The sequence below is a fragment of the Streptomyces coeruleorubidus genome (assembly GCF_028885415.1).
In the GTDB taxonomy this organism is placed as follows: Bacteria; Actinomycetota; Actinomycetes; order Streptomycetales; family Streptomycetaceae; genus Streptomyces; species Streptomyces coeruleorubidus_A.
Genome location: NZ_CP118527.1, coordinates 4,793,066 through 4,806,872 on the forward strand (window position 1 = coordinate 4,793,066; position 13,807 = coordinate 4,806,872).

Here is a 13,807-nt window from a genome sequence, read left to right on the forward strand (position 1 = left end):
TGTCCGTCAGATCAAGTGCCTCGTCAAGCCCCGCTGGCGGCGGTGTTGGCGTCGCCCTGGTTGACGGCCGTGGACGCCGAGCCGTTGACCTGGGCGGTGTTGCTGGTTGGAGGCACCCTCGCCGACGGCCCGCTGCTGGGTGGTGGCCGAGTTGCCGAAGTCGTCGCCGCCGACACCGCTGCCAAGGGCCATGTTGTTGTCGCCCTCCGCCCCCGGCGCGTCGCACCCGCTCCCTCTTTCCTTTTTCGAACGTACGTACGAAACTAGGAGCATGGCCACCACCGACCGGCAGGCCACGACGCTGGCCCTCGCACACGCCCTGTCAGCCGCCGAACGCGGACTGGCCGTCATCCCCCTGTCCCGCACCAAGCTCCCCGCGCTGCGCTCCCCGCACCGCGACGACCCCGCCCCCTCCCCCTGCCACGGCGAGTGCGGCCGGCTCGGCCACGGGGTCTACGACGCCTCCAGCGACCCGGCCCGCATCCGCGAACTGTTCGCCGCGGCGCCCTGGGCGACCGGTTACGGCATCGCCTGCGGCCTGCCCCCGCACCATCTGATCGGCATCGACCTGGACGTGAAGACCGGCACGGACTCCTCTGCCGCCCTGCGCGAGCTGGCGCTGCGGCACCTGTTCACCATCCCGCCGACGGTGGTCGTCGTGACCCCGTCCGGCGGCCGTCACCTGTGGCTGAGCGGCCCGGCCGACGTGGTCGTCCCCAACTCGGCGGGCCGCCTCGCCCCCGGCATCGACATCCGGGGCGCCGGCGGCTACCTCGTCGGCCCCGGCTCCCGCACCGGCCAGGGCGTCTACGCCGCGGCCCCGGGAACCGCCCAGCTGGCCCCCGCCCCCTGCCCGCGCTCCCTGCTGCGCCTGCTCCTCCCGCCGCCCCGCGCCCACCACCCCACACCCCCGGCGACCGGCGGCCACGGCCAGGGCCTGGTGCAGTTCGTCCTCGCCGCGCACGAGGGCCAGCGCAACACCCGGCTGTTCTGGGCGGCCTGCCGGGCCTACGAGGACGGCATCGGCCCCGCGCTCGTGGACGCCCTGGTCGAGGCCGCACTCAACACCGGCCTGTCCGAGCGCGAGGCCCGGGCGACGATCGCGTCGGCGGCACGGATGACGGGGCACCGGCCGTGAGCGGCACCCCGTCCATGAGCACCGAAAGACCTCCATGCAACAGCACGTCAAATCGCCGGCCCTGGCGCTCGCCCGCCTCGTCCTGGCCTCCGGCCGCTCGGTGGATCTCGCCGAGCTGCGGTTCACGTCGACGTACGGCGACCTGCTGGAGGGCTATCCCTGCAAGCCGGTGAACGACCTGCGGATCCGAGGGCTGCTGCGCGCCGCCGAGCGGGCCCGCCCCGGCACGCCGGTGCACCTGGTCCCGCCGCCGCGCACATACCCCGACCAGTACGCCGGCGGCCTCGGGCCCGTCGAGGTCCTGCCCGCCGTGGCCTGCGTCGGCACGTTCCACTCCACGGCTCTCGATCCGGCCCGCGACCCGGTCGCGTACCGCTCCCGTCTCACCGTTGTCTGGTTCCAGGCCACGCCTCGCCTGCCGTCGGGCTGCGACGCCGAGCCCGCGCTGCGGGACCTGGACTGGACGGGACTGGCCCGGGACGCCCGGGCGCTTGCGTAGGGTCGTACGATGAACGTTTCCCGCACTCAACTGCTGCGCTGGCAGCTCGAGTTGACCTGGTCGTTGTTCGAGTACCACCTGGAGCGGCTGGAGCCGGAGGACTTCCTCTGGGAGCCCGCGCCGCTCTGCTGGACGATGCGCCCGGGCCCCGACGGCACCTGGGTACCGGACTGGGCGGAGACCGAGCCCGACCCCGTTCCCGTCCCCACCGTCGCCTGGGTGAGCTGGCACATCGGCTGGTGGTGGAGCGTGGCCCTCGACCACGCCCAGGGCCGCCCGCCCCGCGACCGCACGGACGTCGTATGGCCCGGCGAGGGCACACCGACCATCGAGTGGCTGCGCGGCCTGCGCACGCAGTGGCTGGCCGTGCTGGACGGTCTCACGGACTCCGACCTGGAGGCCACGGCACCGTTCCCCTGGCCGAACGACCCCCAGTACACCGTCGCGCACATGGCGGCCTGGGTGAACGCGGAACTGATGAAGAACGTGACCGAGATCGGCCAACTGCGAATGCTGCGCGCGGCGTCGGCCTGAGCAGGCCCGCGATGCCGCTGTAGGTCCTACGTCTGAAACACCCCGTGCCGCTGCTCTGCTCGTCGCGCTCGTCACGCCGTTCTCCCAGGGCGCCTCTGCGCTCGCCGGGATGGCCCAGCCGTTCTACAACGCGTTCGGCCAGGCCGTGTCACCGGGTCCGAGGGCCTAGCCGAGCGGCGCGGCCGGGCGGTGCGTGACATCGTGGTGGCATGAACATCGACGTTCGGCCGGCCACGGTCTTCGAGGACGTCCGTGCGGTGCTGGGGCCCAAGTCGCCCGGTGCGAACGTCTGCTGGTGCCTGAGCTACCGGATCCCCTCCAAGCTCAACAACGAACTGCGCGGCCCGGCCCGAGGCGAGTACGTCGCCGAGCTGTGCCGCGCGGATCCGCCCCCCGGCGTGCTCGCCTACGACGGCGACGAACCGGTCGGCTGGGCCGCCGTCGCCCCGCGCGCGGACACCTCCTTCGCCCGCAACCGCAAGATCCCTCACGTCGACGACCTGCCCGTCTGGTCGCTGTGGTGCGTCCGGGTACGCCCCGGTCACCGGAAGCAGGGCATCTCGCACGCTCTCATCGCCGGCGCGGTCGAGTTCGCCCGCGCCCACGGCGCACCGGCGGTCGAGGCGTACCCCCTCGACAACGGCGACGCCAAGGTCGACCTGACGATGGCGTACCCCGGGCTCCGGAAGAACTTCGAACGCGCCGGCTTCGGCTACGCGGCGGACACCACCTCGGTGCTGGCCGGCCATCCCCGAATCCTGATGCGGCTCGACCTGCGAGGCCACGGGCGCACGTAAAGGCCCGACCGCTGGCGACGGGGGATGCACCAGCGGTCGGGCTATGGCCAAGGGTAACAAGCGCTTGCCCATGGAAGTCGACTGTTCGTCAGCAAAGCCGGGGTTGTGACTCGTATCACTCAACTGCCTTGGTTGCGGGGCCTGTTGTGCGGTCGGGCACCGTCAGGGCTCGCACGGCGGGTCGTAGGACAGCCGGGGCAGGTACTCGCGCCAGGTCTCCGGCGTCAGCACGCCCCGGGTCATCGTGCAGACGCGGTGTGCGGCCTCGTCGACGTCCAGGTTCCAGAGCCGGATGGTGTCGGTGCCGCTCGACACCCCCAGCATGTGGCTGTTCGGGCTGAACGCCAGGAAGGTGCCGCTCTTGGCGTTGGGGCTCATCGACTGGCCGATCGGGCCGGCCTTGGAGGGGTCGGAGACGTTCCAGAGCCGGACGGTGCTGTCGTTGCCGCCACTGGCCAGGGTGCGGCCGTTCCGGCTGAAGGTCAGTGACACGACCGCCTCGGTGTGGCCGGTGAGGCTCCTGCGCTGCGAGGCCTTGGAGGGGCCCTCGATGTCCCAGAGCCGGACCGAGTTGTCGTCGCCGCCGCTGGCCAGCGTGTGTCCGTCGGGGCTGTAGGCGAGGACGTTGACGGCTCCGAGATGGCCCTTGAGAGGGGCGCCGCGCAGCACGGGACGTCCGGGGTCCGTCGCGTTCCACAGCCTGATGGTGCCGTCGGCGCTGCCGCTGGCGAGCGTATGGCCGTCCGGGCTGAAGACGAGGGAGTTGACGTACCCCTTGTGACCGGTGAGGGGCGCGCCGATCGGACGGGGGCGGGACGGGTCGCCGACGTCCCACAGCCGGATGGTGCGGTCGTCGTAGGCGGTCGCCAGGAGGCGCCCGTCCGGGCTGAAGGCCAGCGGGTCGGCGAACCGGATGCGCAGGGGGACGGGCGACCCGTGGGGGACGGGGCGGTCCGGGTCCCCGACGTTCCACAGCTGCACGGCCCGGTTTCCCGTCACCACCGCGAGGGTGCGGCCGTTCCTGGAGAACTCCAGGGAGCGTACGCCGCCCTTCGGCCGGAACGGCTCGCCCATCGGCACCGGCCTGCCGGGCTTGCGCACGTCCCACAGCCGGACCCGTCCGTCGAGCGCCGCCGTCGCGAGCACCCGCCCGTCCGGCCGGAACACTCCGGTCCGGCCGATCATGTCCGCCGTCGGCAGCGACCACAGCCGGACCTTGTTGTCGCCCGTCCCGGTGGCGAGGGTGCGCCCGTCGGGGCTGAAGCCGAGCGCGTACATCTCGCCGCTGCTGCCCGCCAGGGGCCCGCCGACCTGCGACGGATACGCCGGGTCACTGACCTTCCACAGACTCGCCGTGCTGTCCGCGCTGGCGGCGGCGAGCATGTTGCCGTCGGGGCTGAAGGCCACGGACCACACCGCCCCCGTGTGGCCGGTGAGCGGCGCTCCGATCGCTGCCGCGCGGCGCCGGTCGGTCATGTTCCAGAGCCGGACGGTGTCGTCCGCGCTGCCGCTGGCGAGCGTACGGCCGTCGGGGCTGAAGGCCACGGAGTGCACCGTGTCGGTGTGGCCGGTCAGCGGCTCCCCGACCGGCTCCGGACGCCGGGGCTGCGTCACGTCCCACAGCCGGATCGTGCCGTCGTCACCACCGGCCGCCAGTGTCCGGCCGTCCGGGCTGAACGCCACCGAGCGCACGGCGGCCTTGTGCCCGGTGAGCGGCTTGCCCAGGGCCTTCGGACGCTTCGGGTCGGCCACGTCCCACAGCCGTACGGTGTGGTCGTCGCCGACCGAGGCCAGCGTGCGGCCGTCCGGGCTGAAGGCGATCAGGTAGATCGTGCCGTCATGGCCGGTCAACGGCCGGGCGAGCGGCTGCGGGTGGGCGGGGTCCGTGACGTCCCACAGCCGGATCGTGCCGTCGTCGGCGGCGCTGGCCAGGGTGCGGCCGTCCGGGCTGAAGACCGCGCTGCTCACCCAGCTGGTGTGGCCGGTGAGCGGCTTGCCCAGGGGCTTCGGGCGCTTGGGGTCGGCCACGTTCCACAGCCGTACGGTCCGGTCGTAGCTGGCGGTGGCCAGCGTCCGGCCGTCCGGGCTGAACGTCGTGAGGTAGACGGCGCCGGTGTGCCCGACCAGCGGCGTGGCCAGCGGGGCGTTCACGATGGAGATCAGGCGGCTGTTCGCGCCCTTGTCGTCCGGCCGCAGCCGGTGTGCCACCAGGTCGAGCTGCGCCGACAGCGACGGATCCGTGTACTGGACGCGATCGGCCTGGGCGAGCACCTGCTCGAACACGGCTTCGTCCCGCTGCTGCCAGGCGACGACGGCCGCTCCGACGGCAAGCACCGCCAGCACGACCAGGGCCGCCACCGCGCTCCGGCTGATCCAGATGATGCGCCTGCGCAGCCTGACCGAGGCGGCCAGGAACTCCACCGCGCTCCGGGTCAGGAACGTGTCCCCGGTGGATTTCGCCCACCCGTGGGCCTGTTCCAGACGGGAGCCCCGGTAGAGCAGTGAGGTGTCGCGGTCGGACTCCTCCCAGGCCCGGCCGTCCTCCTCCAGGCGCTGGCGCAGCAGGTTGCCCTGCCGGTCCTCGTCGATCCAGTCGCGCAGCCGCGGCCAGGCGTGCAGCAGCGCCTCGTGGGTGATCTCCACGGTCTCCGCGTCGAGCGTCACCAGCCGGGCGCGGACCAGCGCCTCCAGGGACTCCTCGGTCTTGCCGGGGTCGGTCGACTCGTCCGCCAACTGGCGCCGGGTGCCCCTTCTGCGCGTGGCCTGGGTGTCCTCGCCCAGCCGGACCAGCCGGAGCAGGAGCAGCCGGGCCGCCGTGCGCGCCGCCGGGTCGAGTCCGGACCAGGCGCGCTCGGCGGTCGCCGCGACCGCGCCCTGGATGCCGCCGGCCGCCCGGTAGCCGGCGAGCGTCAGCCGGCCCGCCTTCCTGCGCTGCCAGGTGGCCAGCAGGGCGTGCGAGAGGAGCGGCAGCACTCCCGCGTCGTGCGCCCCGCGCGGGCTGTCGGCGCTCACCTCCCGGACGATCAGCTCCGCCAGGCCCGGCTCCAGCTCCAGGCCGACGGCCTTGGCCGGGCCCGTCACCGCCTCGCGCAGCTCCGCGGTGGTCAGGGGACCGAGCACCATGTGCCGGTGCTGGAGCGCGTCGGCCAGTTCGGGATACCGGAGGCACCGCTCGTAGAAGTCGGCCCGTATGCCCAGCACCACGACCGCCGGGGCCGGGTCGCCGTCGCCCGGCGAACAGGCGGCGTGCAGCACCTCGACGAACGCACGCCGCTCCGCCTCGTCGGGGCAGAGGGTGAACGTCTCCTCGAACTGGTCCACGATGACGACCGGCCGCGCGCCGGCCGGCGCCTGGCGCCGCGCCCAGGCGGCGACGGCGGCACGGATGTCACGGACGTCACGGCCCCTTTGGACGGGTGGGTCCACCGTGGTGCTTCGGACGGGTGGGTCCACCGTGGTGCTTCGGACACGCGGGTCCGCCGTGGTGGCGACGACGGGGTCCTCGCCGGTGGGTTCGTCGGCCGCGATCACGGCCGAGACGACCGGGCCCAGTTCGGGGATGCACCGGGTCAGCTCCGCCAGCGGATCACCGCCGGGCACGAGCTGTACGACCTCCGTGGCCCGGCCGTCCCCACCGCCGTCGTCACCGCGGTCGCCGTCCTCGCCGTCGTCGTCCAGCGCGCCGTCCCGCAGTGCGGGCACCAGCCCGGCGTTCAGCAGCGAGGACTTCCCCGCCCCCGACGCACCCACGAGCATGACCAGGCCGCCCGTCTCCGCCACGGCCCGGAGCTGGGCGACGAGCGCGTCCGTGCTCCGCTCGCGGCCGAAGAACCACCGGGCGTCCTCCCTGCGGTAGGAGGCCAGCCCCCGGTACGGGCACACCCCGCCGGGCGCCGGCGGGCCCTCGGCGGCGGACCGCTCCTGCTCCGCGGACGCCGCGCCGCGCTCGCCGACCGGGTCGGCCACCGCGGCTTCCCACAGCCGCTGCCACTGGCCGAGGTCGTACAGGCCCGGGGACACCGGCGTGGGTCGCGCCCGCCGCGCCTCGGGGATCAGCACGTGCAGCACCGCCGCGAGGGCGGTGAACTGAGCGGGTACATTCCGTGCCCGGCGCCAGTCGCTGATGCGCTGCGCGGACACCCGGACGGGACGCCCGCGTTCGTCGACCCGCTGGAGCCGGACGACCGCTTCGGACACCCGTTTGAGTGGAGGGTCCCCGGCTTCCTTGTACAGCAGTGCGAGGCGCTCCGCGAAAGCGGTGCGTGCCCCGGAGTCGGAACCCAAGGTCTCCACTCCTCAACTCGCCTGGACGTCCGGACCGGAAAACTCACTCTATATGTCTGACCTGCGGTAATACCGCCTACCCGGAACCGGAGACTCCTCGTCGGTGGCCGAAACTGGCAGGATCCGGACGCAGCAGCGCACTCATCCGGTCGACTTCCAGCGAAGTCGGACGACCGCGACTCCACCGTTCGGCACCGGTCCCCACGAGGGGAGGGACCGGTGTCGGACGACGTGGTGATCCTCCCCACCGGACCGCGCTCCGCAACCCCGGACGACTGACGACACCCCTGGATAACTGACGGTCCGTCAGCTATGGTCGGCCTGCCGTTCGCCTGCCGCTGCCAAGGCCGGCCTGCCGTACCGCTTCCGGAGCGACGTACAGGGGTGAGCACAGTGCAGACACGTCCCGAGAGCCCACGACCGCAGGGCGCCCCGCGCTGGGTGGCGATGTTCCACCGGCCGGCCACGCAGACCTGGCGGGCAGCCGCGGAGTCGCCCCACCGCTCGCCCGTGCTGCACGCCCTCGGCGAGATGACACAGACCCTGCGGGCGCGTGGGGAAGAGGTGACCTGCGCCCTGTGGGGGCCGAAGGACGGCGAGTGGCACCGGTTCGACACGCCCCTGAAGCAGGCGTCGCGGTCCCAGCCGAGCCCGCAGGCCTCCGCCGCCGAACCGACCAAGCTGGCGCAGCGCATGACCGGCCGCCGCCACCAGGTCCTCATGTCCGGGCTGAGCAGGGCGGGCCTCTACGACCTCTCCCCCGAGGACGAGGCGACCGTCCAGGCACTCGTCGAACGGCTCGACGAGGCCGCCGTGCGCCGGGTCGCCCACTGGCTCGCGGCGGCCGGCGCACGCTAGCCGGGCCGGTTCAGCCGGTCTCGCGCTGGGCAGTCAACACCTCAGGGCCCGCCGGCTTCCGGTATCGGCCGGTGGGGGAACGAGGGGGATGAAGGGGATGAAGGGGCAGAAGATCTCTGTCGACCGCGAGCTCTGCTACGGCTCCGCCGAGTGCGTCCACAGGGCCCCGGCGGTCTTCGATTTCGTCGACGGATTCGGTGTCGTCCGCCCGGGCCACGAACAGACGGGCGACGCCCCGGAGATCCTGGAGGCGGCGGAGAAGTGCCCCAGCCAGGCCATCAGCATCACTGACGCGGCCTCGTCACCGGACCGGCCGTAACGAGGACCGGTGCCGGTACCGAGCCTGCTCGCGGTCTTCGCCCACCCCGACGACGAGTCCCTCATGGCGGGCGGCACCCTCGTCCGGCACGCGGCGGCGGGCGCCCGCACTGCGGTCGTCACGGCCACCTGGGCTGCGGACACCCCACGCGCCGCGGAACTGGCCGACGCGCTCCACATCCTCGGCGCAGACAAGCCACGTCCGCTGGGCTACGCCGACTCCCGCGTCCCGCGGTCGGCCCCGGGCAGACCACGCCTGTGCGACGCCCCGCTCGACGAGGCGGTGGGCGGCCTGGTCGCGCACATCCGGGACTTCCGCCCGGAGATCGTCGTCACCCACGACGCCTACGGCGGCCTGACCGGTCACGAGGACCATGTGCACACCCACCGCGTGACCCTGCTTGCGGTCCACGCCGCCGGACTCGAACGCCTCTACCCGGACGCCGGGGAGCCCTGGCAGCCGAGCGCCCTGTACCTGTCCACGCACCCTCACTCCGCCGTCCGGGAGTGGGGCGGACACCTGGCCCCCGCGGGCAAGGCGTTGCGCACGGTCCCGGACGACCGGGTCGCGGCGACCATCGACGTCACCCCCTGGCTGGACCGGAAGATCGCCGCCGTACTGGCGCACCGCACGGAGGTGCGACGGGGAGCCGCCCCGGGCCTGATCGCCGCCTTGCCGGAGGCCGAGCGGGGGCGGTTGCTCGGTACCGAGTGGTACATCCGCCATGACCTTGTCGCGGCGGCGGGGACGGGGACGGGGACGGAGCTTGTGCCATAGGCGGGTGACCGGCTCAAGTCAGGGCCCCGCCCGCCGAGGCCCCTGACCGGCTCAGCTCAGTGCCCCACCGGAAAAGGCCACCGAAGCCCCGCCAACGCCCGGGCCCTGGCCTCCACGACGGCCATCCGGGCAGCGCGCTCGGCCCGGTCCACATGGGCCGTCTGCCCGGTCACCTGCCCCTCCCACTTCCGGTACAGCAGCCCCACCTCGCCCGAGAACCACCCCCGGCTCACGGCGTTCAGCGCGAGCAGCAGCCCCGTGTCCTCCGAAGCGGGCAGCGCCATCCAGCCGCCGAGGGCGAGCAGCAGCTCCCGCCGTACGAACAGCGACGCCGGATGGACCGGTGCGAGGAAACCGTTGGCCTTCCAGTGCTCGAAGACGGCCCCGCGCTCGATCGGCCCCGGGTCGGGGTCGCCGGGAAAGCCGACCGTCGACCCGTCGGGCATGAGGTCCAGCACCCGCGACGTCGCCCACCCGAGGCTGCGGTCGGCCTCCAGCGCCGCCAGATCCCGCGCGAGCGTGCCCGACGGCAACTGGTCGTCGGCGTCCAGGACCTTCACGTACGCACCCTCGGCATGCGCCAGCGCGATGGTCCGGGCGACACCGGGCCCCCCGGCCCGGCCCTGCCGGAACGTCACCCGCTCGTCATCGGGCACGTACGGCCGTACGGCCTCGCTCTCCCCGTCCTCCTGGATCACCCACTGCCACTCCCAGCCCTCCGGCAGCCACTGCTCGCGCAGGGACTTGTGGGCCTCCGACAGAAACCGGGCCGACGGGCCGTGCACAGCGGTGACGACGACGATGCGCCGGCCTCCGGCCGCTCGGGAACTCACCCCTGCCCCCCTCCCACTTGGAGCTACACCATGCCCAAGTGGAGCGGCCTCAGCACTTCTTCAGCGTTCCCTTGGTGTGCATGACTTCTGTGTCATGGACAAAACTACGAGGTGGGCAAAGCCCTGAGCTGACTCCTCACAACCAGGGCCCCGGTGCCGATGGCACCGGGGCAGTTGGCGTGCTCGGACGCGGGTGTCAGGCGGCCTCAATCCTGCGGGTGCAGGACGACCTTGGTGTACCCTTCCGTCCGCTTGTCGAACTTTTCGTACGCCGTCGGCGCCTGGTCGAGCGGCAGCTCATGCGAAACGACGAAGCTGGGTTGCGCACGACCCTCGGTGATCATGTCACGCAGCTGACGGTTGTAGCGCTTGACGTTGCACTGCCCGGTGCCCACGCGCAGCCCCTTCTCGAAGAGACGCCCGATGGCGACCACCAGCATGCCCTGCTTCGCCTGCTCGTCCGGTCCGCCGGGGTCGCGCGGGACGTACAGGCCCGGCACACCGAGAGCGCCCGTCGGCCGGACCGTCTCGACGAGCGAGTTCAGTACGGTCGCCGGTTCCTCGCGGTCCTCGCCACGTGCCTGGGCCTGGTAGCCGACGGCATCGATGCCCTTGTCCGTGCCTTCACCCGCGGTCTGCTCCTTGATCTGCTCCACGGGGTTGCCCTGGGTGAAGTCGATCGGTACGGCGCCGATCTCCTCCGCCTTCTGCAGCCGCTCGGCCACCCGGTCGACCACGAACACCTTGCTCGCGCCGCGCAGCATCGCCGAATAGGCGGCCATCAGACCGACCGGGCCGCCGCCGTACACGGCGACGCTGTCACCGGGGCGCACGTCGGCCAGCTCGTTGCCGTGGTAGCCGGTCGGGAAAATGTCCGCCAGCAGGACGAAGTCGGTTTCCTTCTCGGTGCCCTCAGGGAGCTTCAGGCAGTTGAAGTCGGCGTACGGCACTCGTACGTACTCGGCCTGGCCCCCCACGAAGGGGCCCATCGCCACGTAGCCGTACGCACCGCCGGCGAAACCAGGGTTCACCGTCAGGCAGAAGCCGGTGAAGCCCGCCGTGCAGTTCTTGCAGAAGCCGCAGGCCACATTGAAGGGCATGACAACGCGGTCTCCGCGGCTGAGCGACGTCACACCGTCACCGGCCTCCTCGATGACGCCGAGGTTCTCGTGGCCGAAGACGATCCCCGGCTCGGCGGCCGTGCGGCCCTCGTACATGTGCAGGTCCGACCCGCAGATAGCGGTGGACGTGACACGGACGATCACGTCGTTCGGGTGCTGGATTCGGGGATCCTCCACTTGCTCGATCGCGACTTCGAACGGTCCCTTGTAGACGACGGCCCTCATGATCGAACCCTTCCACTGGATGTGGTTGTTCGCTCACAGATCGGAACGGAGGCGCCGGGGGACCCGCTGCATCCGTCGGGACCAGGTCCCCAGCCTTGCAGCTCACCGGTCTTCTGTGTCTTGGCTCATACTCCAGCCTGGTGCATGATGAGATGATTTGCATCTAGAGGCTGCAAAGTCCCGTTCCGCACCGCTTCGGAAGGATTCAGAACCTTGTCGCGACGTCTCGGCACGCTCCTCGTCCCGGTATCCGGCCTGTCCGGCACGACCTATCCGGAAGGGACCCGGGTGGCCATACGGGGCAGCGGAGGCTCCGTCGACGGATTCGTCGACGGGGACTGGCTGCCGCTCGCATGGTGGGAGTTCGCGGACACCCAGCCCGAGGGCACCCCCGACACCCTGGCGTAGCGCCCGGCCGGGCAGGGACGTGCTGCCCGGCCGGGGCGAGTCAGCCGGCCCGGGTCCCGTTTCGGTGTGCGGCGGGCCGGGGACTCGGAACCGGACAGCAAGGCCGGCCGGAGCGCGTGTGCGGCCAGCTGACTGCGCCTGCGCGCCGACCTTCGGTGAGAGGACGCGGCCATGGCGAAGATCCTGACGGTGCTTTATCCGGACCCCGTCGACGGCTACCCGCCCAGGTACGCCCGGGACGAGATTCCCGTCATCAGCGGCTATCCCGGAGGGCAGACGGCGCCCACCCCGCAGAGCCTCGACTTCAAGCCGGGTGAGCTGGTCGGCTGCGTCTCCGGTGAACTAGGCCTGCGCCCGTTCCTCGAGGACCGGGGCCACACACTGGTCGTCACCTCCGACAAGGACGGGCCCGACTCCGTGCTGGAGCGCGAGCTCCCCGACACCGACGTGGTGATCTCGCAGCCGTTCTGGCCCGCCTACCTCACTCCTGACCGGATCCGGCGTGCGCCGCACCTGAAGCTGTCGATCACAGCCGGGATCGGTTCGGACCACGTGGACCTTCCGAGCGCCATCGAACACGACGTCACGGTTGCGGAGATCACCTACAGCAACAGCATCAGCGTGTCGGAGCACGCGGTCATGCAGATCCTCGCCCTGGTCCACAACTACCTGCCCGCCCATGAGTGGGTCACCGCCCGCCGAGGGTGGAACGTCGCCGACAGCGTCTCGCGGAACTACGACCTGGAGGGCATGGACGTCGGCGTTTTCGGTGCCGGACGGATCGGCCTGGCAGTGCTCCGCCGGCTGCAGCCGTTCGAGGTGAAGCTGCACTACAACGACGTGCACAGGTTGCCACCGGAGCTCGAGCGGGAGCTGGGGCTGACCTGGCATCCGGACGCCCGTTCCCTGGCGGCCGCCGTGGACGTGCTCTCCATCCACGCGCCGCTGCACGCCAAGACGGTGAACCTCTTCGACGACGAGATGCTGGCGACCATGAAGCGCGGGTCGTACATCGTCAACACGGCTCGCGCGCTGATCGTCGACCGGGACGCCGTGGTACGCGCCCTGGAACGAGGCCATCTGGCGGGCTACGCCGGTGACGTCTGGTACCCGGAGCCGCCGGAAGAGGACCACCCGTGGCGCACCATGCCGCACGAGGGCATGACACCGCACGTATCCGGTTCGACGCTCTCCGCGCAGGCCAGGTACGCGGCCGGCGTGCGGGAAGTCCTGGAGTGCTGGCTGGACGGCCGCCCGATCCGTCAGGAGTACCTCATAGTGGAGGGCGGCAGGCTTGCCGGGACCGGGGCTCGCTCCTACACGGTCTGACACGTCCACCCACCGTGATCATCACGCAGAAGGGGCGTCTCTGACGAGAGACACCCCTTCTGCCCTGCCTGGGGTGGAGCAGTTATGGCCTAACGGCCCCTGGCGTAGTACGAGGGCCGTCATTTTCGCCCGATGCGGCGTCGCTCACGATCCCAGGCCGACCCCTGCGAGAGGCTGTGCGCCCCTGCTCCCCTCGACGGATGACGCAGGCCGACGGCTTGCTACCTCTCATACCCCGACAGAGTGAACGGGTCTGATGCACGATCGGGTGACATCTGAACTGGCTTGCCCTGTGGGGCGGGTGGGAAGGATGTCGCTGTGCCCAAGCCTTATCCGGAAGAGTTCCGCCAGGACGTCGTGCGGGTCGCAAGGAACCGCGGACCGGGTGTGACGGTCGAGCAGGTGGCCACCGACTTCGGAGTCCATCCGATGACGTTGTGGAAGTGGATGCGCCGCGCGGACATCGACGATGGGAGCAAGCCCGGAACGACCAGCCAGGAGAGCGCCGAGCTTCGGGAAGCGCGTCGGCGGATCAAGCTGCTGGAGCAGGAGAACGAGGTCCTGCGCCGGGCCGCGGCATACCTGTCGGCCGACCCGGCCACCCTCAGCACGTCGGAGAGGGTGGCCGGGTCGAGACCCGCCGGGTGGCGGTGTCTGTCACGCGATCACTCCCCGGCCTGAGCGA

General features: G+C 71.8%; 13 protein-coding genes and 1 pseudogene. 10 read left to right on the top strand and 4 right to left on the bottom strand.

Annotated features, from left to right (window positions below):
- Positions 1 to 23: 23 nt before the first annotated feature.
- Positions 24 to 351 (bottom strand): annotated as a pseudogene (locus tag PV963_RS44020) (hypothetical protein).
- Here PV963_RS44020 and PV963_RS22325 point away from each other — a divergent pair.
- The 4 genes from PV963_RS22325 to PV963_RS22340 all read left to right on the top strand — a co-directional run bounded on the left by PV963_RS22325 (position 272) and on the right by PV963_RS22340 (position 2,968).
- Positions 272 to 1,138, top strand: coding sequence for a bifunctional DNA primase/polymerase (locus tag PV963_RS22325; protein WP_274817519.1), 867 nt, complete (start codon positions 272 to 274; stop codon positions 1,136 to 1,138). The pseudogene PV963_RS44020 and the gene PV963_RS22325 overlap by 80 nt on opposite strands.
- Positions 1,139 to 1,172: 34 nt before the next feature.
- On the top strand, positions 1,173 to 1,637 hold the full coding sequence (locus tag PV963_RS22330) for a hypothetical protein (protein ID WP_274817520.1): 465 nt from the start codon (positions 1,173 to 1,175) through the stop codon (positions 1,635 to 1,637).
- A 9-nt stretch (positions 1,638 to 1,646) separates the two neighbouring features.
- Positions 1,647 to 2,171, top strand: a complete 525-nt coding sequence (locus tag PV963_RS22335; RefSeq protein WP_274817521.1) for a DinB family protein — start codon at positions 1,647 to 1,649, stop codon at positions 2,169 to 2,171.
- Between the two features lie 209 nt (positions 2,172 to 2,380).
- Entirely contained in the window at positions 2,381 to 2,968 is a 588-nt protein-coding gene (locus PV963_RS22340; RefSeq protein WP_274817522.1) for a GNAT family N-acetyltransferase, read from the top strand.
- 162 nt (positions 2,969 to 3,130) lie between these two features.
- Here PV963_RS22340 and PV963_RS22345 read toward each other — a convergent pair whose 3' ends face one another.
- Positions 3,131 to 7,261 (bottom strand): WD40 repeat domain-containing protein, encoded by a 4,131-nt coding sequence (locus PV963_RS22345; RefSeq protein ID WP_274817523.1) that lies wholly within the window; start codon positions 7,259 to 7,261, stop codon positions 3,131 to 3,133.
- Between the two features lie 384 nt (positions 7,262 to 7,645).
- On the opposite strand from PV963_RS22345, the gene PV963_RS22350 reads away from it, so the two are divergent.
- The 3 genes from PV963_RS22350 (at position 7,646) to PV963_RS22360 (ending at position 9,206) form a co-directional block, all read left to right on the top strand.
- Positions 7,646 to 8,110, top strand: a complete 465-nt coding sequence (locus tag PV963_RS22350) for a hypothetical protein (RefSeq protein ID WP_274817524.1) — start codon at positions 7,646 to 7,648, stop codon at positions 8,108 to 8,110.
- Positions 8,111 to 8,198: 88 nt separating this feature from the next.
- On the top strand, positions 8,199 to 8,429 hold the full coding sequence (locus tag PV963_RS22355) for a ferredoxin (protein WP_274817525.1): 231 nt from the start codon (positions 8,199 to 8,201) through the stop codon (positions 8,427 to 8,429).
- A 9-nt stretch (positions 8,430 to 8,438) separates the two neighbouring features.
- On the top strand, positions 8,439 to 9,206 hold the full coding sequence (locus PV963_RS22360) for a PIG-L deacetylase family protein (protein WP_274817526.1): 768 nt from the start codon (positions 8,439 to 8,441) through the stop codon (positions 9,204 to 9,206).
- A gap of 56 nt (positions 9,207 to 9,262) precedes the next feature.
- On the opposite strand, the gene PV963_RS22365 is transcribed toward PV963_RS22360, so the two are convergent.
- Positions 9,263 to 10,039 (bottom strand): glycosyltransferase family 2 protein, encoded by a 777-nt coding sequence (locus PV963_RS22365; RefSeq protein ID WP_274817527.1) that lies wholly within the window; start codon positions 10,037 to 10,039, stop codon positions 9,263 to 9,265.
- Between the two features lie 206 nt (positions 10,040 to 10,245).
- Positions 10,246 to 11,385, bottom strand: coding sequence for a glutathione-independent formaldehyde dehydrogenase (locus tag PV963_RS22370; protein WP_274817528.1), 1,140 nt, complete (start codon positions 11,383 to 11,385; stop codon positions 10,246 to 10,248).
- Positions 11,386 to 11,598: 213 nt separating this feature from the next.
- Here PV963_RS22370 and PV963_RS22375 point away from each other — a divergent pair, with 213 nt between their 5' ends.
- The 3 genes from PV963_RS22375 (at position 11,599) to PV963_RS22385 (ending at position 13,803) form a co-directional block, all read left to right on the top strand.
- The gene (locus tag PV963_RS22375) at positions 11,599 to 11,793 is read left to right on the top strand and encodes a hypothetical protein (RefSeq protein ID WP_274817529.1); all 195 of its coding nucleotides are present in this window, start codon (positions 11,599 to 11,601) and stop codon (positions 11,791 to 11,793) included.
- 171 nt (positions 11,794 to 11,964) lie between these two features.
- Positions 11,965 to 13,122, top strand: a complete 1,158-nt coding sequence (locus PV963_RS22380) for an NAD-dependent formate dehydrogenase (RefSeq protein WP_274817530.1) — start codon at positions 11,965 to 11,967, stop codon at positions 13,120 to 13,122.
- Between the two features lie 318 nt (positions 13,123 to 13,440).
- Entirely contained in the window at positions 13,441 to 13,803 is a 363-nt protein-coding gene (locus PV963_RS22385; protein ID WP_274817531.1) for a transposase, read from the top strand.
- Positions 13,804 to 13,807: the final 4 nt, after the last annotated feature.